Below are 21,817 nucleotides of genomic sequence, written 5' to 3' on the forward strand. Positions count from 1 at the left end.
CCCTTCGGGACGGGGCGCCACTCTACGACCGCCGCCCGCGCCACCCCCCGCGACGCTTCGGCTCCGCCCTCTGCTCCATGGCGGCCTTCAGAACCACGCTCATCGGGTGCTCCGGGGCACCCTTGCCGTAGTGCGCCCACATCGCCCGCAGGGCCATCGGCTGCTCGGTGTCGTCCGGCAGGCTCAACGCCCAGTCCAGAAAGATCGACCTTGCCTCGCTCTCGCCCACGCCCTCCATCCGGTAGGCCTCGCGCATCAGCCCCTTCCGGTCGAACCGCGCCGTCTCATCCCTCTCGCCCATCGTCCCCCCTTTCGGCGCCACCCAGCGCGCCCTCGATCACCTTGGCCGCCCCCCGGGCCGCCTCGTCCACCCGGTCGGAGAGCGCCTCCAGCCCCTCCACCCCGGTCTCCCGGGCCAGCAGCGCGCGTGCGCCCTGGCCCAGGGCCTCCGGTTCCAGCGCCCCCGCCGTGAGCAGCCGGGAACAACCCTGCACCTGCCGCAGCAGCGCGTAGCTCTGCGCAAGCACCCCGGCCCCCTCGCCCAGCCAGCCCTCGGCCCCGGCAAGCTGGTCGTCGAGCCGCCGTGCCGGCAGGCCCGCCAGCAGGGCCGCCGCCTGGGCCGTCAGTTCGATGTCCTGCATCCGGCCCGGCCCGATCTTGGCCTCCAGCCCGCCGCCCGATCCCTTGGCATCGAAGATCCGCGCCCGCATCTCGGCCACGTCGGCCAGCACCCTCGCACGGTCCTTCGGCGCGGCCAGCACCTCGCAGCGCACCGCCTCGACCTCGCGCGCCAGCGCCTCCGCCCCGCAGATCACCCGCGCCCGGGTCAGCGCCAGGTGCTCCCAGGTCCAGGCCTCCTCGCGCTGGTAGGCCGCGAAGGCCGAGAGCGAGGTGGCCACCGGCCCGGCATTGCCCGAGGGCCTGAGCCGCATGTCCACCTCGTAAAGCCGACCCTCGGCCATCAGCGCCGTCAGCGCCGTGACCAGCGCCTTGGTGAGCCGCGCATACCACGCCCCGGCGGTCAGCGGCCGCGCGCCGTCGCTCGCCTCCGCCCCGTTGGCATCGTAGATCATGATCAGGTCGAGGTCCGACCGGGCGTTCAGCCAGCCCGCGCCCAGCGAGCCCATGCCCAGCACCACCGCGCCGCGCCCCGGCGCCGCGCCGTGGCGGCGCGCGTGCTCGGCCTCCACCACCGGGTAGACGGCCCGCAACACCGCCTCCGCCAGCAGCGCGTATTGCTCGCCCGAGACCAGCGCATCGGCATGGCCCCGCAGCAGATGCACCCCGATCCTGAAATGCCACTCCTTGGCCCAGCGCCGCGCCGTGTCGAGCTTGCCCTCGTAGTCCCCCGCCCGCGCCATCTCGGCCGAGAGCGAGGCCTCCAGCGTCGCCGCGTCCGGCCAGTCGGCAAAGAAGTCTCCGCCGATCACCGCGTCGAGCACGCCCGCGTTACGGCTGAGGTATTCCGCCAGCTCCGGCGCGGTGGCGCAGATGTCCACGATCAGGCCCAGAAGCTGCGGGTTGGCCGCAAAGAGCGAGAAGATCTGGATCCCCGCAGGCAGGCCCCGCAGAAACCCGTCGAAGGCCGTCAGCGCCTCCTCGGGCCGTGCCGCGCCAGCCAGCCGTTCCATCAACTCGGGGCGGATGCGGGCAAAGAGCTCGCCCGCGCGGGTCGACCGGAAGGCGTTGTAGCCCTTCCAGCGATCCATGATCTCGCGCGCCGCCTCGCCCCACTCCGGCCCGTCCTCCTGCTGGCGCTTCTTGCCGGGCGCAAAGAAGCCCTCGGCCAGCTTGGCCACCCGGCCCAGCCGGGCCTCCAGACCGGCACGAAAGGCCTGCGTGTCGCCCTCGCCCGACAGCCGGGCGATCCGCTCGATCCCGGCGGCATCCTTGGGCAGCGCATGGGTCTGCTGGTCGTGCACCATCTGGATCCGATGCTCCAGCTCCCGGTGCGCCCGGTAATCCGCGCTCAGCTGCGCAGCCTCCTCCTCGCCGACCCAGCCCTTCTCGGCCAGCCGCGCCAGCCCCTCCACCGTGCCGCGCACCCGCAGCTCCGGGTCGCGCCCGCCGGCGATGATCTGCCGGGTCTGGGTGAAGAACTCGATCTCCCGGATCCCGCCCCGCCCCAGCTTCAGGTCGCGCCCCTCCAGCGCGGTGCCGTGCAGCCCCTTGTGCTCCCGGATCGCCAGCCGCATGTCATGCGCATCCTGGATCGCGGCAAAGTCGAGGTGCTTGCGCCAGATGAAGGGCCGGAGCCGCTCCAGGTAGCCCGCGCCCTCCCGCAGGTCCCCCGCGCAGACCCGCGCCTTGATGTGGGCGGCCCGCTCCCAGGTGCGGCCCACGCTCTCGTAGTAGCGCTCGGCGGCCTCCATCGACAGGCACACCGGCGTGACGCTCGGATCGGGCCGCAGCCGCAGGTCGGTCCGGAAGACATAGCCCTCCGCCGTGTTGTCACTGAGCAGCTTGGCCGCCTCGCGTGTGGCGCGCACAAGGCTCGCGCGCAGCTCGTGCGGATCCCGCTCGGGCCAGCGATCCTGGTCGAAGAGCACGATCAGGTCGATGTCGGAGGAGTAGTTCAACTCCCCCGCCCCCATCTTGCCCATGGCAAGGATGAAGATGCCGCAGAGATCGTCGTCCACGTCTTCGGGCTCCAGCACCGACTTGCGCCGAGCGGCCTCCTGCTCCAGCGCATGCCGCCAGGCCACCTGCACCGCGCGGTCGGCAAAATCGGCGAGCGCGCCGGTGACCTTCTCCAGCGGCCAGATCCCGGCCAGGTCGGCCAGCGCGGTAAAGAGCGCGAGCCGCCGCTTGGCCTGCCGCAGGGCCCCCGCCGGGTCGCCCTCGCCCGCCGCCGCCATCAACCCCGGAATCACCCCGTCGACCGGCCCCGCCACGGCCTCCGAAAGCCACTGGCCCTCCCGCTCGATCAACCCGGCGAGATAGGGCGAGGAGCCTGCGGTTCCGCCGATGAGCCGCGCCATGTCCCCCCCGGCCCAGCCATTCGCCTCCCGGGCGCGGGTGGCGGCGGTCTCGTCAACGGCGATCGGCAGGCGGGTGATCTGTGCGGCAAAATCCATGCGCCTTCATCTCCCGCCTGCACGCCCCGGTCAACGGGGCGCAAATAATCTCTCGCCCGCCACTTGCGCGCCCCCCGGCCACTCCCGATATCCGCCCTACCACCCCCGCGAGGCTCACCTCACATGCTTCTCCTCACCCTGGCCGCCGGCCTCACGCTGCTGATCCTCGGCGGCGAGGTCCTGCTGCGCGGCGCGATCGCCCTGTCGCTCCGCCTCGGCCTCTCCCCGCTCTTCATCGGCCTCACCGTGGTGGGCTTCGGCACCTCCACGCCCGAGCTCTTCACCTCGCTCCAGGCCACCTTCTCCGGCGCGCCCGACATCGCCCTCGGCAACGTCATCGGTTCCAACATCGCCAACAGCCTGCTGATCCTCGGCGCCGCGGCGCTGATGGCGCCCATCGTCGTCGCCCGCGCGGCGCTGATGCGCGACGGCGCGGCGGTGATGCTGGCGACCCTGGCCTGCCTCGGGCTGGCCTTCACCGGCAGCTTCACCCGGCTCTCGGGGGTGATCCTGCTCGCGGGCCTCGTGGCCTACCTCTACCTCGCATGGAAGTCCGAGGCCGCAGAGCCCGCCGAGATCGACGACAGCACCGCCCGCCTCTCCCCGCTCGCCGCCCTCGGCCTCACCGCCGTGGGCATCGCGCTCACCGTGCTGGGCGCGCGCTTCCTCGTCTCGGGCGCCGTCGAGCTTGCCCAATGGGCCGGGGTCTCCGAGGCGGTGATCGGGCTCACCATCGTCGCCGTCGGCACCTCGCTGCCCGAACTGGTGACCTCGATCATGGCCGCCCGAAAGGGTCAGCCCGAGCTGGCGCTCGGCAACGTGCTGGGCTCCAACATCTACAACATCCTGGGCATCCTCGGCGCCACGGCCCTGCTCTCGCCCGCCCCGCTGGACGCCTCCGCGATGATCCCCGACGCGCTGGTGATGCTGGCCGCCACCGCGCTGATGCTCTTTCTCGCCACCACCGGCTGGCGGGTCACCCGCGCCGAGGGCAGCCTGCTGCTGGCCCCCTACGCGGCCTACCTCGTCTGGCTCCTGCCCGCCTGACCCAACCTGCCTGAATCAAAAAGGGCGCCCGACCGGCGCCCTTTCCAATCTCCTGATCCGGTCAGACCCGCGATCAGCCCACCAGCTCGAGGCCGGAGAAGAAGAAGGCGATCTCCTGGGCGGCGGTCTCGGGCGCGTCCGAGCCGTGCACGGAGTTCTCGCCGACCGACTCGGCAAACTCGGCGCGGATCGTGCCCGGCGCGGCATCGGCGGGGTTGGTCGCGCCCATCACTTCGCGGTTCTTCAGGATGGCGCCCTCGCCCTCCAGCACCTGCACCACCACCGGCTCGGAGGCCATGAACTCGCAGAGCTCGCCGTAGAACGGACGGGCGGCATGCACCTCGTAGAACTTGCCGGCCTGCTCCATCGAGAGCTTGATCCGCTTCTGGGCGACGATCCGCAGACCGGCCTCCTCGAACTTGGCGTTGATCTTGCCGGTCAGGTTGCGGCGGGTGGCGTCGGGCTTGATGATGGAAAGCGTGCGTTCGGTGGCCATGGGGCGTCTCCTTGCTGGCCGGGCAGCCTGCCCGGTCGATAAATCGCGGCCCCGGTAACATGGGCCACAGGCTTTTGAAAGCCCCCGTCTGCGCCCTACCTTGGCCTGCATGAGCACCGCCCCCCTCCTCGTCTTCGGCGCCGGCCACATCGGCCGCGCCATGGCCCAGTCCGCCCTCGCCGCGCCCGGCGCGCCGCCCGTGCACGTCGTCACGCGCCAGCCGGACGCCCCCGATGGCGCCACCCACCACCGGATCGACGCTGCCGACGAGCCCGCCCTCGCCGCCCTGGCCAAGACCCTTCCCGAGATCTCCGGCCTGCTCATCACCACCGGCACGCTCCACACCGAGGCCTATGCCCCCGAGAAAACCCTCAAGGCCCTCGACCCGCAGGCCATGGCCGAGGTCTACCGGGTCAACTGCATCCTGCCCGCCACCATCCTCAAGCATTTCCTCCCCCGCCTGCCGCGCAACACGCCCGCCTTCGCCGCGGCCCTCTCGGCCCGCGTGGGCTCCATCTCCGACAACGCGCTCGGTGGCTGGGTCAGCTACCGCGCCTCCAAGGCCGCGCTGAACCAGGTCATCCGCACGTTTTCCATCGAACTCGCCCGCACCCACCCGCAGGCCCGGCTGATCGGCCTGCACCCCGGCACCGTCGCCACCCCGCTCTCCCAGCCCTACCGGGGCACCGCGCCCACAGTCTTCACCCCCGCCGAAAGCGCCGCCCACCTCTGGCGCGTCATCGAGGGCACCACCCCCGAACACAGCGGCAATCTCTTCGCCTGGGACGGCCAGCACATCGCCCCCTGACCCCCCTCCGCAAGCTCCTCATTGGTCCTGAGAATATCCCGGGGGGTCCGGGGGGCTGGCCCCCGCTCCCGGTCTCGTCCCCAACAACCCCGCTTCCCCCCACGCCACAACCCTGCTACCTCGCCCCCCATGCTGCGCATCTCCGACATATCCTTCGCCATGGAAGGCCGCCCGCTCTTCGAGCACGCCTCCGCGACCATCCCCGAGGGCCACAAGGTCGGCCTCGTCGGGCGCAACGGCACGGGCAAGACAACCCTCTTCCGCCTGATCCGCGGCGAGCTGGCGCTCGAAGGCGGCGAGATCTCCCTGCCCACCCGCGCCCGCATCGGCGGCGTCGCGCAAGAGGCGCCCGCCACCGACGACTCGCTCATCACCACCGTGCTGGCCGCCGACACCGAGCGCGCCGCCCTGCTCGCCGAGGCCGAAACCGCCACCGACCCGCATCGCATCGCCGAGGTGCAAACCCGGCTGGCCGACATCGACGCCTGGTCCGCCGAGGCCCGCGCCGCCTCGATCCTCTCGGGCCTGGGCTTCTCGCACGACGACCAGCAGCGCCCCTGCGCCGATTTCTCCGGCGGCTGGCGGATGCGCGTGGCGCTGGCCGCCGTGCTCTTCTCCCAGCCCGACCTGCTGCTGCTCGACGAGCCCACCAACTACCTCGACCTCGAAGGCGCGCTCTGGCTCGAGGCCTACCTGGCGAAATACCCCCACACGGTCATCGTCATTTCCCACGACCGGGGCCTCCTGAACCGCGCCGTCGGCGGCATCCTGCATCTCGAAGACCGCAAGCTGACCTTCTACCAGGGCAATTACGACACCTTCGCCGAAACCCGGGCCGCCCGCCTCGCCGTGGCGGATGCCGAGAATCGCAAGCAGGAGGCCCGCCGCGCCCACCTGCAAAGCTTCGTCGACCGCTTCCGCGCCAAGGCGTCCAAGGCCGTGCAGGCCCAGTCGCGCCTCAAGATGCTGGCCCGCCTCAAGCCGATCAGCACGCCCCAGGAGGCCGCGCTGAAGGCCTTCACCTTCCCCGAGCCCGAGGAGCTGTCGCCTCCCATCATCAACATGGAGGGCGCCGCCGTGGGCTATGACGGCACACCCGTCCTGCAACGGCTCTCCCTGCGCATCGACCAGGACGACCGGATCGCCCTCCTGGGGCGCAACGGGCAGGGAAAATCCACGCTTTCCAAGCTCCTGGCGGGCAAACTTGAAGCCCTCTCCGGTCGCATGATCTCGGCCCGCAAGCTGCGCATCGGCTACTTCGCCCAGCACCAGCTCGACGAGCTGCGCCCCGAGGAAACCCCGCTGGAGCACCTCCGCCGCCTCAAGCCCGGCGAGCTGCCCGGCAAGCACCGCACCCGGCTCGCGGGCTTCGGGGTGATGGCCGCCCAGGCCGAAACCCCCGTGGGCAAGCTCTCCGGCGGCCAGAAGGCGCGGCTCTCGCTGCTTCTGGCCACGCTCGAGGCGCCCCACATGCTGATCCTGGACGAGCCCACAAACCACCTCGACATGGAAAGCCGCGAGGCGCTGGTCGAGGCCCTCACCGCCTACACCGGCGCCGTGGTGCTGGTGTCCCACGACATGCACCTGCTCGCCCATGTCGCCGACCGGCTCTGGCTGGTCGACGCGGGCACCGTGACCCCCTTCGAGGACGATCTCGAGGCGTACCGCCGCCTGCTGCTGGCCTCCCCCGAAAAGCCCTCGAAGGACAAGCCCAAGCCCCAGAAGCGTGTCAGCCAGGCCGATATCCAGGCCCTGAAGTCCGAGTTGAAGAAGGCCGAGGCCCGCATCGCCAAGCTCGAGGAGATGCGCGACAAGCTCGCCACCAAGCTGGCCGACCCCGACCTCTACGAAGACGCCCGCAAGGGCGAACTGGCCACCTGGAACGCCAAATATGCCGAGGTGATGGAAGGTCTGCAACGCGCCGAGGCGATCTGGGTCAGCGTGGGCGAAAAGCTCGAATCCGCCCAGGCCGCCGCCTGAAGCATCACCTCACCCTGCGCCGCCAAACCCCTGAAAAGAAAAAGCCCGCACCAGGTGGTGCGGGCTTCCTCATGTTCTGTCACCCGGTCGGGCTGCGAGCTGGGCAGACCCCACCGCATCCCGCCGCGCCGCGTTCAGCCTTCTAGGCCCAGCGCTTCCTTCACGCTGTCCAGCGCGCCGGTCAGCGCCTCGGGGTTGTCCTTGGCAGCTTCCACGGCCTTCACCAGCGCGGTCTTCTGAAGCTGGCCGAGGTCGGAGCCCTCGATCATCTCCTTCACCTTGTCGAGGTCGAAGCCCTCGGCGGTGAGCGCGGTCAGGTCCATGCCCTCGGCAGCCTCGGCGGTTGCCGCGGCAGTGTCGGTCGCGGCCTCGGTGGTCGCGGTGTCGGTCGCGGCTTCGGTGGTCGCGGCGGCAGCATCGGTCGCGCCTTCCACGGCCTCGGCGGCCTCGTCCATCGCGTCGGCGGCGGCTTCCATCGACTCCGATGCCGCTTCCATCGCCTCGGAGGCAGCCTCGGTGGCGCCCTCTTCGGCAGCTTCCACCGCCTCGGCGGCCTGGTCCATCGCCGCATTGGCCGCATCGCCCGCCGCTTCCACGGCAGTCGCTGTCTCTTCAACCACCTCCTCGGCGGTCTCGGCGGCCGCGTCGGCCGCGCCTTCCACGGCCTCCATCGCCTCGCCAGCGGCCTCTTCGGCCGCCTCGGTCACCGCATCGGCGGCCTCGGTGGTCTCTTCCACCACGGTCTCGACGGCTTCCTCGATGGCGCTCTCGCCCTCGGCCGCAGCCTCCTCGGTTGCCTCGGTGGCCTCGGCCGCAGCCTCGGTCGTGTCCGGCATCGCCTCTTCGCCACCCTGGGTCGCGTAGATGTAACCGCCAATCGCCAGGGCGACGACAACAATGCCGCCGATCATCTTGCTATCCATTGGATTCTTCCTTGTCCCGCACTTGCCTTTTCAAAGGCCCGCCCCATCCTATGCCCTCGCCGCGCGATTGAAAAGCGACATTGCGGCAGCGCGGCATTTCCCGCGCCGCTCCGCCGCATGGGGCCTGTTTGGCCCCGCGCCGCCCGCCTGCCCCGCAATCCGCTTGAACCGCGCTTTCCGCGCGTCTATTTTGCGCGCCATTGAACTTCGGCTGACACAGGAGACATCCCATAGCCCGCAGACCCCACAACGCCCCGCCGACGCGCGACACAGGCCCTCGCGTCAATGAACGCATCACGGGGCCCGAGATCCGACTGATCGGACACGAAGGACAAAACGTCGGGGTCGTCACGCCCCAGCGCGCGATGGAGCTCGCCGAACAGGTCGGCCTCGATCTGGTCGAGATCTCGCCCAATGCCACCCCGCCGGTGTGCAAGATCATGGATTTCGGCAAGTTCAAGTACGAGACCCAGAAGAAAGAGGCCGAGGCGCGGAAGAAACAGAAGATCATCGAGATCAAGGAAATCAAGTTCCGCCCCAACACCGACACCCACGACTACGAAGTGAAGATGCGCTCGGTGTTCAAGTTCCTCGAGAACGGCGACAAGGTAAAGATCACCCTGCGGTTCCGCGGGCGCGAGATGGCCCACCAGGACATCGGGCGCGATCTGCTGGAGCGCGTGGCCGAAGACGTCAAGGAACTGGGCAAGATCGAGTCCATGCCCAAGATGGAAGGTCGTCAGATGGTCATGATGATCAACCCGCTCCCCAAGTGAGCGCCTGATCCTCGCGATCGACAGGGCGGCCCGGGGCCGCCCTTTTTCATGCCCGGCGCAAGCCAGCCATCCGCCCCGCAGGGCGCAGCCAACCCCGCGCCCCTACCGCCCCTCCCGCGGTTGCGGCCGGATCGGGATTTCCTTCAGCAACCCGCCCACCCCCATCGCGGCAAACGCGTCGGGCCCCGGTGCCATGCCGCAGGCCACCCGCTCCAGCACCCAGTCGGCCCCGTTCAGCGCCGGCGAGCGGGCGCAGCCCGGCAGGCCGATCACCGGAACTTCGCCCGGCAAGGCCCCGAGAAACAACAGGTTTCCGGGGTCCACCGGCATCCCGAAGCGGTCCACCCGTCCGCCCGCCTCGCGCAGGGCCTGCGGGGCCACGTCATGGGTATCCGAGGTGGCCGAGCCGGTCAGGATCAGCACCAGGTCGGCCTCCAGCCGCCCCAGGGCCTGCGCCACCGCGCCCGGCTCATGGGCCACCACCTCCACCGCCGCCACCGCGATCCCCAGCGCGTCGAGCCGCCCCACCACGGCGGCGCGGCCCTTCTCGGTGATCGAAGACTTCTGCCCGGGCACCTCCGTCAGCACCACCGCCGCGCGGCCAAGCACCACCGGTGCCACCCGCATCGCGCCCGCCGCCACCGCGCAGGCCGCCTCGAGCGCCGCGGCGGGCACGGCATAGGGGATCATCTTCACCGTGCCCGCCAACAGCCCCGGCGTGACCCGCGTATAGGGCGCCAGCGTCGCCAGGGTGATCCCCGGATCGACCGCGTTGATCGCCTGCACCCTGGCCGCATCGACCACCAGCACCCCCGGCCCCTTCGCCTTGAGGTTCACCCGGCCGGTGTGCGCCGCCGTCAGCGTCAGCCCCGCGCCCTGCACCGCCTTCGCCAGTGCCTCCGCCGCCACGTTCTCGGCCACGTCGCCCGGCTCCAGCCGCGCCACGATCACCTCGCCAAGCCCTTCGGCCTCCAGCGCCGCAAGGGCCTCGGGCCCCAGCACCGCGCCCTTCTTCAGCACGCGCCCGCCCGCCCGCACCGAATGGGCCAGCACCGCGCCCAGGGCCTCGCGCAGCGGAACCGGGCCGAACTTCACCTGCTCCCCCGCAGCACTTCGGTCACCTGTGCGAGCACCGAAACCGCGATCTCCGCCGGGCTCTTGGCTCCGATGTCCAGCCCCACCGGCGCATGGATGCGGGCCAGGTCGCCCTCACTCACGCCCGCCTCGCGCAGCCGGTCCAGCCGCTTGCCGTGGGTCCGCGTCGAGCCGAGGCAACCGAGGTAAAAGCACTCCGACCCCAGCGCCACCCGGATCGCCGGATCGTCGATCTTGGGGTCATGGGTCAGTGTCACCACCGCCGTCCGCGCATCGAGCCCCCAGCCCTTCAGCGCCTCGTCCGGCCAGTCGTGGCTGAGCGCGGTGTCGGGAAAGCGCGCCGCGCTGGCGAAGGCCTCGCGCGGGTCCACCACGAAAAGGTCGTAGCCGGCCATCTGCGCCATCGGCACCAGGAACTGCGCGATATGCACCGCCCCCACCACCGCCATCCGCAGCGGCGGGTTGTGGATGCTGACAAAGGTCGTGCCATCTTCCTCGAAGCCGGAGCGATCGGCCCGGAACCTCCGGGCAAAGTCCTCCGGTCCGCTCACCCGCGCGGCCCAAGTTTCGGTATCGACCACATAGGCCACCGGCCGCCGCGCCTCCATCGCCGCCACCACCTCGGCCAGATCCTCCTCCGAGATCCCGGCGCCGACCGGGCGCACCATGATCCTTATGGTGCCGCCGCAGGCCAGCCCCACACCGAAGGCCTCGTCATCGCTCACGCCATAGGTCAGGAGCTTGCTGCCGCCGCTCTCAAGCAGCGCAAAGGCCTCGGCCACCACCGCGCCCTCCACGCAGCCGCCCGAGACCGAGCCCGCCAGCTCGCCCGCGCCGCTGATCGCCAGATGCGCCCCCACGGGCCGTGGCGCAGAGCCCCAGGTCTCCACCACCGTCGCCAGCACCGCGCCCTTGCCGGCCCGGTGCCAGCCCAGCGCCACGGCAGGAATGTTGTCGGAAATCTCAGCCATCACGCGGCCCTCCTCGCCGGCGAAACCTAGCACTTCCCGCGCAAATGTCTCGCCCACCTTGGTCGCATGTCGCCCGCGCGGGGACCAGCCTTGCCAAACCCGCCCCCAACCGCTCTGATGAGACCCGTATCCGCGACAGAAAGAACCGCCCGCCCGTGCCCGCCAATCCGCTCACCCGCCGCGCCGTGGCTGTTCTGGCCGCCCTCGCTGCCGGCATCGGAGCAGTGCGCGCTGAGCCGGTCGGCCCCAGCTGGAGCGCGCCGCTCCTCGCCTGCACCGAGGCGCTGACCCTGCAGAGCCTCGCGCCCGTGCAGAACCTGCCCCCCGCCCCCTTCGCCTTCGGCCTGCCGGACCAAAAGGTCTACGCTTTTTACAGCGAGGACCGGGCGCTGGTGCTGACCCTTCACCAGAAGGGCACCGAATGGACCGGTTGCGAGATCCGCGAGGCCGCGCCCACGCGGCGCGGCTGGCGCGCACATGGCGAGGCTTGGGAGCAGGTGCTGCGCGCAGGCTTCGGCGCTCCGCCCTGGAGCCTTGTCAGCTGGCCTCTCAACCCGGGTTACCCCTTTGCAGGCGCCCTGCAATGCCTGCCCGGCAAGCCGGTGCTGCTGGTGGCCCCCCTGCTGGAGACCAACGGCAGTTTTCGCGCCCGCGTCTTCTTCGACCCCCTCGTTGAGCGCGACGCCCACTGCCCGCCCGGCTGAAGGCCCTCAGGTCGCACAAAAAGAGACGGACCCCGAAAGGCCCGCCTCCTCACTCGTTACCCGAAGGGGTTCTTCAGACGCGGGTCACGACCCGCTGGCGATCAGCGGCGTGATCCGGCGCACGGCGGCGCGACGGTTCGCCCGCTCGTCGTCCAGCGTCTTGATCTTCAGGTCGCTCTCGCCATAGCCCTGCACCACCAGGTTTTCGGGCGGCACGTCGAAATACTCGGTCAGCGCCAGCGCCACGCTCTCCGCACGTCGATCCGACAGCGCGAGGTTGTAGGCCGCGTTGCCAACCGCATCGGTATGGCCTTCCACCAGGAAGATCTCGCCCGGGTTCTCGTCCACATAGGCGCGGATGAGGTTGCCCAGCGCGGCAAGCTCCTCGGCCTCCTGCGGGTCGATCACCGCCGAGCCCGTGCGGAAGTTGATCGCATCGAGGTCGATCGCCGGGGCCAGCTTGCGCACCCGCTCGATGTTGCGCACCTGGTAGAGCGCGAAACGGCGGTCGGCGACCGTCTTGGTCGACAGCGCGGCGCGGATCGTGTCGGCATCGGCCCGCGCATCGACCTCCTCGTATTCCACCGGATCGGGCAACGTGGTCACATCGACCGGCTCCACATCGGCGGTGTCGTCGATCAGCACCGTGCGATTGCCATCGGTGTCGATCCGCACACGGCGCAGCACGCGCAGCTCCGGGTCACGGATCGTCACGATCTGCACGCCGTTCTCGCGGGTCACGATGGTGCGGGTGGAGCCGTCGGCAAAGGTCTCGCGGCGCACCGTCGAGCCCGGGCGCTCGATCAGCTCGTTGTCGTCGCGGATCACCCGGTAACGGCCCTCTTCCAGCACCACCACCCGGTCGTCCGACTTGGCGACGACCTGCGCCTTGTCGTTGCCTTCCAGCGCCTTGCCGACAACCACGGCACCCAGCCCCACGAGCAGGGCCTTCTCAAGGTCGCTCAGCCCGCCGTCATTGTCGCGCGTCTCGGCGCTCGCGGTAGCCGCGCCGGTCACCTTCTGCTCGAACTCCTCCGAGCTCGACCGGGCGTTGTCCTCGGTCACGGTCACTTCTTCGACCTCGGTGACCTCGGCATCCTCCTCCGCGGCGGCGGATTGCGAGGGCGCTTCGGTCTCGGCGGCAGCGGCCTGCTGCTCCGGATCGGCCTCCTCCGCCGACTGCTCCTCGATGGCCTCGGCCATCTCTTCCATCTCGGGCGCAGGCTCGGGCGCGGCCTCGGCACTGGCTTCGGCTTCCGCTTCAACCTCTGCCTCGGCTTCCGCTTCCGCCACCGTCTCGGTTTCGGCCGATGTGCCCTCCTCGTTGCCGGTCACATCATCGAGCGCCTCCTGGAGCGAGCCGCCCTCGGCGGTCACCTCCTCTTCGGCCTCGGCCTCGGCCATCTCGGGTTCGGCCTCTGCCTCCACCTCGGCCTCGACGTCCGCCTCAGCCATCTCCGGCTCGGCTTCCTCCTCCGGTTCCGCCTCGGCCATCTCCGGCTCGACGGATACCTCCGCTTCGGCCTCGGCCTCCACCTCGGCAGGCACTTCCGCCACCTCGGCTTCGGCTCCGGCCTCCGCCTCCGGCTCATCGCCGGTCAGCGCGTCCACCGCCTGCTCCAGCAAGCCGGGTTCCTCGGCTTCCACCTCGGCCTCGGCGGTCGCGCCCATCTCCTCGGGCGCGGTTTGCGCCTCGACTGCCATCGTCACGTCGGCCTCGGTCACGCCCATCTCTTCGAGCTCGGCCATGGTCATGCAGAGCTCCGGCGCGTCGTTGAACGTGCTCATGATCACGGCATCACTCGCCGCGCCGCCTTCGAGCGCCGCCGCCTGTTCGTCGCTCAAGGTGAGCTCGAGCTCCTCGGCCACCTCCGCGCTGATGCCGATGGTGCCCGCCTCGCAGCGTTCCACCACCTGCTGCGCTGGCGCAACCGCCGGAATTGCAAGGGAAAATGCCGCCACCAAGGCGGTCGTATTGCGGAACTTCGCAGACATGGGAACTGCTCCTCCAATGGGTCTTGTCGGGCCAACAACGCGGCCGCGGCCCGTCTTGTTCCGCGCCCTACCCCTGCAATAGCCGCATCAACCGCGCCTTCTCGCCCCCGCCATCCTCCCGGCCGAGCGCCTGCGCGAGCGCCTCCAGCGAGGCAATGTTGTGGCCGGCCCGGAAACTCGTGACATGCGGCAGCATGGCCGCGATCCCCGCCGCACGCGGGGCAAAGCCGTCCCAGCGCAGCAGGGGGTTCACCCAGATCAGCCGCCGCGCCGAGAGCGCCAGCCGCTCCACCTCCCGCGCCAGCCGGTCCGGGTCGCCCCGGTCGAGCCCGTCGGTGATGAGCAGCACCACCGCCCCGCGCGAGAGCACCCGCCGCGACCAGTCGCGGTTGAAGGCATGGAGGCAATCGCCGATCCGCGTGCCGCCCTCCCAATCCTGCGCCTCGGCCCCAGCGGCGGAGAGCGCGGCATCCACGTCGCGGGTGGCGAGGTGCCGGGTGATGTTGGTCAGCCGCGTGCCGAAGGTGAAGCCATGCACCCGCGCCCAGCCCGCCCCCTTGGCATTGGCCGCCGCGTGCAGAAAATGCAGCACGATCCGGCTGTATTGGCTCATCGACCCGGAAATATCGCAAAGCGCCACCAGATCCGGCCACCGCTGGCGCCGGTTCCTCGTCGAAAAATCGTGCAGCTCGCCGCCCCGGCGCAAAGCCGCCCGCATCGTCGCCCGCCAGTCGGCCAGCCGCCCCCGCGCATCGGCCCGCGTCCGGCGGCTCACCAGCGGGCGCACCGGAAGCGCGATTCGGGCGATCACCCGCTTGGCCTCGGCCACCTCCGCCGTGCTCATCTGCTCGAAATCCAGCGTCTTCAGCCGCTCCTCCGCGCTCGCCGTGGCCCGCGCGTCGATCTCGATCAGCTCCTCCTCGCCCTCGGCAATCTCCGGCGCCTCGCGCTCCACGCCGTCGAGCAGCGCCTCCGCCGCCCGCTTTTCGCCTGCCTTCGCCGCTCGCTCCTCCTGCGCCCCGCGCACGCTGGGCAACATCAGGCTCATCATGTGTTCCATGTAGCGCGGATCGCGCCAGTAGAGCCTGAAAACCTGTGCAAAAACAGCGCGTTGCTCAGGCCGGTTGACGAAGCAGGCCTGCAGCGCGTGGTAAAAGTCGGCGCGGCTGGTAAAGCCCGCCGCCTCCACCGCCCGCACCGCCTCGATCACCCGCCCCGGCCCGATCGGCAGCCCGGCCTTCCGCAGCGCCCGCGCGAACCAGGTGATGTTCTCCACCAGCCGCGGATGCTCGGGGATCTCCAGCTCCGGCAGCCCCTCCATCAGCCCCGCCTCATGCCGGCGCCAGCTCGGCCCGGACCTCCTGCAGCAGCCGCGTGGCCTCCGCGCCCTGCAACCTGGCGATATCGTCCTGGTATTTCAGGATCGCGCCCAGCGTGTCGGCAATCACCTCCGGGCTGATGGTCATCACGTCGAGCGCCAGCAGGCACTTGGCCCAGTCGATTGTCTCGGCCACACCCGGCTTCTTGAACAGGTCCTCGGTCCTGAGCTTCTGCACGAAGGCCACGATCTCGCGGCTCAGCGTCTCCGCGGCCTCCGGTGCGCGGGCGTGCAGGATCTCCAGCTCCCGGTCGAAACTCGGGTAATCCACCCAGTGATAAAGGCACCGCCGCTTCAGGGCGTCATGCACTTCCCGCGTCCGGTTGGAAGTGAGGATCACGATGGGCGGCTCCGGCGCGGCGATGGTCCCCAGCTCGGGAATCGTCACCTGAAAATCGCCCAGCGCCTCCAGCAAGAAGGCCTCGAAGGGCTCGTCGGTCCGGTCCAGCTCGTCGATCAGCAACACCGGCGCGCCGCCGGGCTGGGGCCGCATCGCCTCCAGCAAGGGCCGCGCGATCAGGTAGTCCTCGGTGAAGAGCTCCGCCTTCAGCGCCTCCCGGTCGGCCCCGCCGCTGGCCTCCGCGGTGCGGATCGCGATCATCTGCTCTGCGAAGTTCCACTCGTAAACCGCCGAGCCCGCGTCCAGCCCCTCGTAGCACTGCAGCCGGATCAGCCGCCGCCCCAGCGCCGCCGCCAGCGCCTTGGCGATCTCGGTCTTGCCCACGCCCGCCTCGCCTTCCAGAAACAGAGGCCGCCCGAGCCGCAGGCTCAAAAACACCACCGTCGCCAGCGGCCGCCCGCAAACGTAGTTCTGTGCCGCAAGCGCCTGCTGCACCTCGTCGATGGAATTCAAAGATGTCATCCGGCCCGGTCCTCCTCTGGCCGCCCATGCTGCATGGCGCACCCGGAGTTGCAAGGGCGACCAAAGCACCACGCAGGCGGCACGACAGCGCATCGCAGGGCGCCTGCGCCTCCAAGTCGCCCGGTTCCTGCCCTACCCGCCCCCGACCTGTCCGTTATCCGGGGGCGATCCCGATAGAGGAGGCTGTCATGTCCAGGGTGCTGTTCTTCCTCCTGCTCACCGCCGGCGCGACCGGCCTCCTGGCGCATGTCGCGCTGAACCCCCAGCTCTGGGAGCCCTGGCTGGCCGATCGGGGCATCACCAGAGACAGTGCCACCTTCCGCACCGGGCTGAAGCTCGTGCTGGCGATCGTTCCCGGCCTGCCCCTGGCAGCGCTGATCTACGCCATCGCCCGACTTGGCTCTGACCGCGCGCAAACCGATATACACGGCTACACGGTGCTCAAGCTCCGGGCCGGCATGCGCTGGTTTTCCACCCTGTCCTGCCTGGGGCTGTCGGCGCTCTTCTTCGCCTACCCTATGGTCGATCCGCACAGCCCCGCGCCCTGGGCCTTCCAGGCGGTCGCGGTGGTCTGCCTCTTCGCCATCCCGGTGCTGCTCAAGGCCCGCGTGCGCTACGACAACGCCACGCTCGAAGTGGCCAACACCCTGGGCGGACGGTCCCGGCACAACTGGTCCGACCTCACCGAGGTCCGCGACGTGCCGCCGCTGAAGGCCTGGGAGCTTCGCTTCAGCACCGGCAAGAAGGCCTCCGTTTCCTACCACTACGCCGGGCTGGAGGGCTTTCTCGATACGGCCCAGAGCAAGCTTGCGGTGCGCCCCCGCGCGGGCACCGCCACGCCGCCCCGGCGCCTGATGCCCCTCGCCGGTCGCCCCGGATGAGGTAACCCGGTCCTGCCCTGCCCGCGCCGCTGCCGGACACAGCCTTCGGCGCAACGGCGAGCAAGGCCCCATTCACGCGGCGGAAAGGCGCATCACATGCGCTATATGCAGAGCTGCGCAGCACAGGAGACAGCCCCATGCCAGACCACGCGCACCACGACGACCACGACCACGGCTTCGCCCACGACCTGCCCCGCATGGTCGGGCGGCGCGGCGCCCTGGCCCTGTTCGGAGCCGCAAGCCTCGCCGCAGCCTCCCCCGCCGCCGCCGCCTGCGTCGCCCTCCCGCCCGAAACCGCAGGCCCCTTTCCCGCCGACGGCACAAACACCAGCGCCGGCCAAACGGTAAACGCACTTGCCCAGCGGGGCGTGCTGCGCCGCGACCTGCGTCGCTCCTTCGCCGGGCGGCGCGGCAGGGCAGAGGGCGTGCCGCTCTCGCTCACGATCACCCTGACCGACACCGGCTGCCGCCCCCTTGCGGGCCGGGCCCTCTACCTCTGGCACTGCGATGCCCGGGGCCGCTACTCGCTCTACAACGTGCCGGGCGTCAACTGGCTGCGTGGTCTCGGTGTGGCCGATGCCGAGGGCGCGCTTGCGTTCACCACCATCATTCCGGGGTGCTACCCGGGCCGCTGGCCGCATTTCCACTTCGAGGTCTTCGCCGGCCCCGAGGCGGCCGTCACGGGCCGCAACGCCCAGCTCACCGGCCAGCTCGCCCTCCCCGAGCCGGTCTGCGCCGCCGTCTATGCCGCCGACCCGAGCTACGCGGGCGGCACGGCCAACCTCTCCCGCCTGAGCCTGACGCGAGACGGGAGCTTCGCCAACAACACCCGCGCCCAGCTTGCCCAGCAAACCCTCGCCATGCGTGGCAGCCCGGCGCGCGGCTTCACGGGGCGGGTGACGATCCCGCTCGCCTGACCAGGACACCCCCGCAGAACCCAACCAAAAAGGGCGCGCCCGGCAAGGCGCGCCCTTCTGTCTTCTTGACCTCGCGGCTCAGTGCGCCACGGCGCTCCCGCCTTCGCCACCCTTGGCGGCGGCCGCGGCCGCGGCGGCAGCCTCCTCGGCAGCCTCGTCCCACTCGATCGCTTCGGGCTCTCGCACCAGCGCGTGCTTCAGCACGTCGCGGACATGGGTCACGGGGATGATCTCCAGCCCCTCCTTCACGTTGTCGGGGATGTCGCGCAGGTCCTTCTCGTTCTCTTCCGGAATCAGCACCGTCTTTATGCCACCGCGCAGCGCCGCCAGCAGCTTCTCCTTCAGCCCGCCGATGGCGGTGGCATTGCCGCGCAGGGTGACCTCGCCGGTCATGGCGATGTCGCGGCGCACCGGGATCTGGGTCAGCACCGAGACGATGGCCGTCACCATTGCGAGGCCGGCACTCGGCCCGTCCTTGGGCGTGGCGCCATCTGGCACGTGCACGTGGATATCCCAGCGCTCGAACTGAGGCGGCTTCACCCCGATCTGCGGGCTGATCGAGCGCACGTAGCTCGACGCCGCCTCGATCGACTCCTTCATCACGTCGCCCAGCTTGCCGGTGGTCTTCATCCGGCCCTTGCCGGGCAGCTTGAGCGCCTCGATCGAGAGCAGGTCACCGCCCACCGATGTCCAGGCCAGGCCCGTCACCACGCCGATCTGGTCCTCCATCTCGGCCAGCCCGTAACGATGCCGCTTGACGCCGAGATAGTCCTCGAGGTCCTCCACGCCGATCTCCACCTTCTCGTCCTTCTTGCGGACGATCCGGGTCACCGCCTTGCGCGCCAGCTTGGCCAGCTCGCGCTCGAGGTTCCGCACGCCCGCCTCGCGGGTGTAGCGCCGGATGATCTCGGTCAGCGCCTCGTCGGAGAGCGAGAACTCGGCCTTCCTCAGCCCGTGGTTCTTCTTCTGCTTCTCGATCAGGTGCTGCTTGGCAATTTCGCGCTTCTCGTCCTCGGTGTAACCCGCGAGCGAGATGATCTCCATCCGGTCCAGCAGCGGCCCCGGCATGTTGTAGGAGTTCGCCGTGGTCAGGAACATCACGTTCGAGAGGTCGTATTCCACCTCGAGGTAGTGGTCCATGAAGGTCGAGTTCTGTTCCGGATCCAGCACCTCGAGCATGGCGCTCGCCGGGTCGCCCCGGAAGTCCTGGCCCATCTTGTCGATCTCGTCGAGCAGGATCAGCGGGTTCGTCGTCTTGGCCTTCTTCAGCGCCTGGATGATCTTGCCGGGCATCGAGCCGATGTAGGTCCGGCGATGGCCGCGGATCTCGGACTCATCGCGCACGCCCCCCAGGGAGATGCGGATGAACTCGCGCCCCGTGGCCTTGGCCACCGACTTGCCGAGAGACGTTTTACCCACGCCCGGCGGGCCGACGAGGCAGAGAATCGGGCCCTTCAGCTTCTTGGAGCGCTGCTGCACGGCGAGATACTCGACGATCCGCTCCTTGACCTTCTCCAGCCCGTAGTGATCGGCATCGAGGATCTGCTCGGCGCGGCCGAGGTCCTTCTTCACGCGGCTCTTCACGCCCCACGGAATGCTCAGCATCCAGTCGAGGTAGTTGCGCACCACCGTCGCCTCGGCGCTCATCGGGCTCATGTTCTTGAGCTTCTTGATCTCGGCGTCGGCCTTCTCGCGGGCTTCCTTGCTGAGCTTGGTCTGGGAGATCTTCGCCTCCAGCTCGGCCACCTCGTTCTGGCCTTCCTCGCCGTCGCCCAGCTCCTTCTGAATGGCCTTCATCTGCTCATTCAGATAGTACTCGCGCTGGGTGCGCTCCATTTGGCTCTTCACCCGGGTCTTGATCTTCTTCTCGACCTGCAGAACGCTCATCTCGCCCTGCATCAAGCCATAGACCTTCTCCAGCCGCTCGCCCACGTCGAGGGTCTCCAGCAGCTCCTGCTTCTGGTGCACCTCCACGCCAAGATGGCCGCTGACGAGGTCGGCCAGCTTGTCGGCCGCCTCGGCCTCGGCCACGGCGGCCAGCGCCTCCTCGGGGATGTTCTTCTTCACCTTGGCGTAGCGCTCGAACTCCTCGGCCACCGAGCCGGTGAGGGCGCGCACGGTCTCATCGTCACCCGGCATCTCGGTGAGCAGGGCGGCGCGCGCCTCGAAGTAATCTTCATTCTCGAGGTATTCCTCTATCCGCACCCGCTTGCGGCCCTCCACCAGCACCTTCACGGTGCCGTCGGGCAGCTTCAGCAGTTGCAGGACGTTGGCCAGAACCCCGGCCTTGTAGATGCCGTCGGTGGTGGGCTCGTCCACGCTGGGGTCGATCTGGGAGGCCAGCAGGATCTGCTTGTCATCCCCCATCACCTCTTCCAGCGCGCGCACGCTCTTTTCCCGGCCCACGAAGAGCGGGACGATCATGTGCGGAAACACCACGATGTCGCGCAGCGGCAGCACAGGGTAGGATTGGCTCAATTGCTCGTGCATGTCAGTTCCTTGTTATTGGCAAGGAGGCACCGGCCCCAACCTGCATCCACAGGCCCATTCGGCAGCCACGGCCTCCTCCGGTCTGCATCTTCAATTGGGGCCTTCTGCCCGCAATTCAAGCGCAACCGTTCCAGCCCCGCCATCCTGCCCGCGCAGACCGGCAGGCACAAGCGCGGATCAGCCCGGATTTTACCCGTCCGACGGCCCGAAATCGGGTGCTTTTGGCATATATTTCGACCAAGAGACTGAGATGACGGGATTTGTCATTGATCCGGTCCGCCGTGCTGCACATAGTGTTCCGATATTGATCAAGTTATTGTTCGAGAGCTTGCCATGCTGAACATGCCTGCGGCCCGGGTGACCGACATTCACGTCTGCCCGATGTGCCCCTCCGGCCCCATCCTGCCCCCTGCGGCGCTCACCGTCCTTGTCGGCAACCTGCCGCAGGCCCGCGCGACCGACCTCTGCGTCTGCATCCCGCCCCCGCCCTTCGGACCCGGCGACATGATCATCACCGGCTCCCCCACCGTGCTGGTGCAGAGCCTGCCCGCCTCCCGCATGACCGACCTCACCGCCAAGGCGGGCGTCATCACCACGGGCTACCCCACCGTGCTCATCGGCATGATGGGCCTGTCGTTCCCCGACATCTGCGCCGGCCTCGCCGCCCTGCTGATGAAACTGCTCGGCGCCGTGGTCGATGCCGCCATCGAGGTGGTCGACGGCTTCGACGTGGCAGTGTTCCGCAACGACTGGTTCAAGTTCCTCGAGGTCAAATGGACCCCGACCGCCCAGCGCAAGGGCCTTCTGGGGCGGCTCGGCGGCAAGCTCGAGTTCACCTGGATGGAGTTCAAGGGCATGGGCCATGTCGAGCTGCCCCTGATCGGCGGCATCGGCATCACCGGGCGGCACACGGCGGTGCCGATCGTTCTGAGCTTCGAGCAGGGCATCGTCACCGGCGGCGGCTTCGACGCCAACGCCAAGATCGCCGCCTCCAATTCCACCGGCGGCATCATCTTCGGCTCCGATCCCAACAACCCGGCCAACGAGATGGGCGTCAACTTCAACTTCCTCCAGGCCGAGGCCCGCGGCCGGAGCACGGTGGGCGACGACGGCAAGTCCACCGGCATCATTGCCCACGGCAAGGCCTCGGCCGATATCCTCTCGGGCGACATCTACCAGGAGCAGAACACCTTCATCGACGACGACACTACCGTGCGGACCCAGGCCAAGGTCTCGGGCGCGCTCGGCTCGGCGCCGGGCGGCGAGTTCGGCGGCTGGGGCTACCACGACCAGACCACGGGCCGCACCCACGCCGGCGGCATCGGCACCATCAAGGCCGGCGGTGGCATCGGCATCGGCGGCGACGTCAGCGTCGGACCCAAGCGCGACAAGCGCGACGACAGCTGGAACTGGTAAC

The 21,817-nt window shown here is 69.7% G+C and carries 18 protein-coding genes; 8 read left to right on the forward strand and 10 right to left on the reverse strand.

Translation table 11 applies throughout. From position 1 onward, the window contains the following. Nucleotides 1-22 precede the first annotated feature (22 nt). Together BUR94_RS09480 and BUR94_RS09485 are read right to left on the reverse strand one after the other, a co-directional pair. Nucleotides 23-301, reverse strand: coding sequence for a hypothetical protein (locus BUR94_RS09480; protein ID WP_074256011.1), 279 nt, complete (start codon nucleotides 299-301; stop codon nucleotides 23-25). Further along, nucleotides 285-3,077: a [protein-PII] uridylyltransferase family protein gene (locus tag BUR94_RS09485; protein WP_074256012.1), complete on the reverse strand. Its 2,793-nt coding sequence runs from the start codon at nucleotides 3,075-3,077 to the stop codon at nucleotides 285-287. Before BUR94_RS09485 ends, BUR94_RS09480 begins: the two co-directional genes overlap by 17 nt. A gap of 123 nt (nucleotides 3,078-3,200) precedes the next feature. Between BUR94_RS09485 and BUR94_RS09490 the strand changes: the two genes are divergently transcribed. After that, nucleotides 3,201-4,124, forward strand: coding sequence for a calcium/sodium antiporter (locus tag BUR94_RS09490; RefSeq protein ID WP_074256013.1), 924 nt, complete (start codon nucleotides 3,201-3,203; stop codon nucleotides 4,122-4,124). Nucleotides 4,125-4,197: 73 nt separating this feature from the next. Here the strand turns inward: BUR94_RS09490 and ndk are convergent, their stop codons facing one another. Beyond that, nucleotides 4,198-4,620, reverse strand: a complete 423-nt coding sequence (gene ndk / locus BUR94_RS09495; protein ID WP_074256014.1) for a nucleoside-diphosphate kinase — start codon at nucleotides 4,618-4,620, stop codon at nucleotides 4,198-4,200. Nucleotides 4,621-4,729: 109 nt separating this feature from the next. Here ndk and BUR94_RS09500 point away from each other — a divergent pair, with 109 nt between their 5' ends. Both BUR94_RS09500 and BUR94_RS09505 read left to right on the forward strand, forming a co-directional pair. Next, nucleotides 4,730-5,428, forward strand: coding sequence for an SDR family oxidoreductase (locus BUR94_RS09500; protein ID WP_074256015.1), 699 nt, complete (start codon nucleotides 4,730-4,732; stop codon nucleotides 5,426-5,428). Nucleotides 5,429-5,557: 129 nt separating this feature from the next. Beyond that, complete coding sequence (locus BUR94_RS09505) at nucleotides 5,558-7,408, forward strand: ABC-F family ATP-binding cassette domain-containing protein (RefSeq protein WP_074256016.1); 1,851 nt, start codon at nucleotides 5,558-5,560, stop codon at nucleotides 7,406-7,408. Between the two features lie 134 nt (nucleotides 7,409-7,542). Here the strand turns inward: BUR94_RS09505 and BUR94_RS09510 are convergent, their stop codons facing one another. Continuing rightward, nucleotides 7,543-8,331, reverse strand: a complete 789-nt coding sequence (locus BUR94_RS09510) for a hypothetical protein (protein WP_074256017.1) — start codon at nucleotides 8,329-8,331, stop codon at nucleotides 7,543-7,545. A gap of 230 nt (nucleotides 8,332-8,561) precedes the next feature. Between BUR94_RS09510 and infC the strand changes: the two genes are divergently transcribed. Then, the gene (infC, locus tag BUR94_RS09515; RefSeq protein WP_074256018.1) at nucleotides 8,562-9,107 is read left to right on the forward strand and encodes a translation initiation factor IF-3; all 546 of its coding nucleotides are present in this window, start codon (nucleotides 8,562-8,564) and stop codon (nucleotides 9,105-9,107) included. A gap of 102 nt (nucleotides 9,108-9,209) precedes the next feature. Here the strand turns inward: infC and BUR94_RS09520 are convergent, their stop codons facing one another. Together BUR94_RS09520 and BUR94_RS09525 are read right to left on the reverse strand one after the other, a co-directional pair. Further along, nucleotides 9,210-10,202, reverse strand: a complete 993-nt coding sequence (locus tag BUR94_RS09520) for a molybdopterin-binding protein (RefSeq protein ID WP_074256019.1) — start codon at nucleotides 10,200-10,202, stop codon at nucleotides 9,210-9,212. After that, entirely contained in the window at nucleotides 10,199-11,173 is a 975-nt protein-coding gene (locus tag BUR94_RS09525; RefSeq protein WP_074256020.1) for an XdhC family protein, read from the reverse strand. The genes BUR94_RS09520 and BUR94_RS09525 overlap by 4 nt, the downstream gene beginning before the upstream one ends. 44 nt (nucleotides 11,174-11,217) lie before the next feature. On the opposite strand from BUR94_RS09525, the gene BUR94_RS09530 reads away from it, so the two are divergent. Then, a complete protein-coding gene (locus BUR94_RS09530) occupies nucleotides 11,218-11,877 on the forward strand; it encodes a hypothetical protein (protein WP_175570447.1) in 660 nt (219 codons plus the stop codon). Nucleotides 11,878-11,961: 84 nt separating this feature from the next. Here BUR94_RS09530 and BUR94_RS09535 read toward each other — a convergent pair whose 3' ends face one another. The 3 genes from BUR94_RS09535 to BUR94_RS09545 form a co-directional block, all read right to left on the reverse strand. Beyond that, the gene (locus tag BUR94_RS09535) at nucleotides 11,962-13,872 is read right to left on the reverse strand and encodes an OmpA family protein (RefSeq protein WP_074256022.1); all 1,911 of its coding nucleotides are present in this window, start codon (nucleotides 13,870-13,872) and stop codon (nucleotides 11,962-11,964) included. Between the two features lie 67 nt (nucleotides 13,873-13,939). Next, nucleotides 13,940-15,193 carry a vWA domain-containing protein gene (locus tag BUR94_RS09540; protein WP_074256023.1) on the reverse strand — a complete coding sequence of 418 codons (1,254 nt, stop codon included), beginning with the start codon at nucleotides 15,191-15,193 and terminating at the stop codon, nucleotides 13,940-13,942. Between the two features lie 10 nt (nucleotides 15,194-15,203). Next, on the reverse strand, nucleotides 15,204-16,112 hold the full coding sequence (locus tag BUR94_RS09545; RefSeq protein WP_074256024.1) for an AAA family ATPase: 909 nt from the start codon (nucleotides 16,110-16,112) through the stop codon (nucleotides 15,204-15,206). Between the two features lie 188 nt (nucleotides 16,113-16,300). Here BUR94_RS09545 and BUR94_RS09550 point away from each other — a divergent pair, with 188 nt between their 5' ends. Further along, nucleotides 16,301-16,993: a hypothetical protein gene (locus BUR94_RS09550; RefSeq protein WP_074256025.1), complete on the forward strand. Its 693-nt coding sequence runs from the start codon at nucleotides 16,301-16,303 to the stop codon at nucleotides 16,991-16,993. Nucleotides 16,994-17,130: 137 nt separating this feature from the next. Then, complete coding sequence (locus BUR94_RS09555) at nucleotides 17,131-17,910, forward strand: dioxygenase family protein (protein WP_074256026.1); 780 nt, start codon at nucleotides 17,131-17,133, stop codon at nucleotides 17,908-17,910. A gap of 78 nt (nucleotides 17,911-17,988) precedes the next feature. Here BUR94_RS09555 and lon read toward each other — a convergent pair whose 3' ends face one another. After that, complete coding sequence (gene lon / locus BUR94_RS09560) at nucleotides 17,989-20,400, reverse strand: endopeptidase La (RefSeq protein WP_074256027.1); 2,412 nt, start codon at nucleotides 20,398-20,400, stop codon at nucleotides 17,989-17,991. Between the two features lie 333 nt (nucleotides 20,401-20,733). On the opposite strand from lon, the gene BUR94_RS09565 reads away from it, so the two are divergent. Further along, nucleotides 20,734-21,816, forward strand: coding sequence for a PAAR domain-containing protein (locus tag BUR94_RS09565; protein ID WP_074256028.1), 1,083 nt, complete (start codon nucleotides 20,734-20,736; stop codon nucleotides 21,814-21,816). Nucleotide 21,817: the final 1 nt, after the last annotated feature.

It is taken from the genome of Vannielia litorea (assembly GCF_900142295.1).
In the GTDB taxonomy this organism is placed as follows: domain Bacteria; phylum Pseudomonadota; class Alphaproteobacteria; order Rhodobacterales; family Rhodobacteraceae; genus Vannielia; species Vannielia litorea.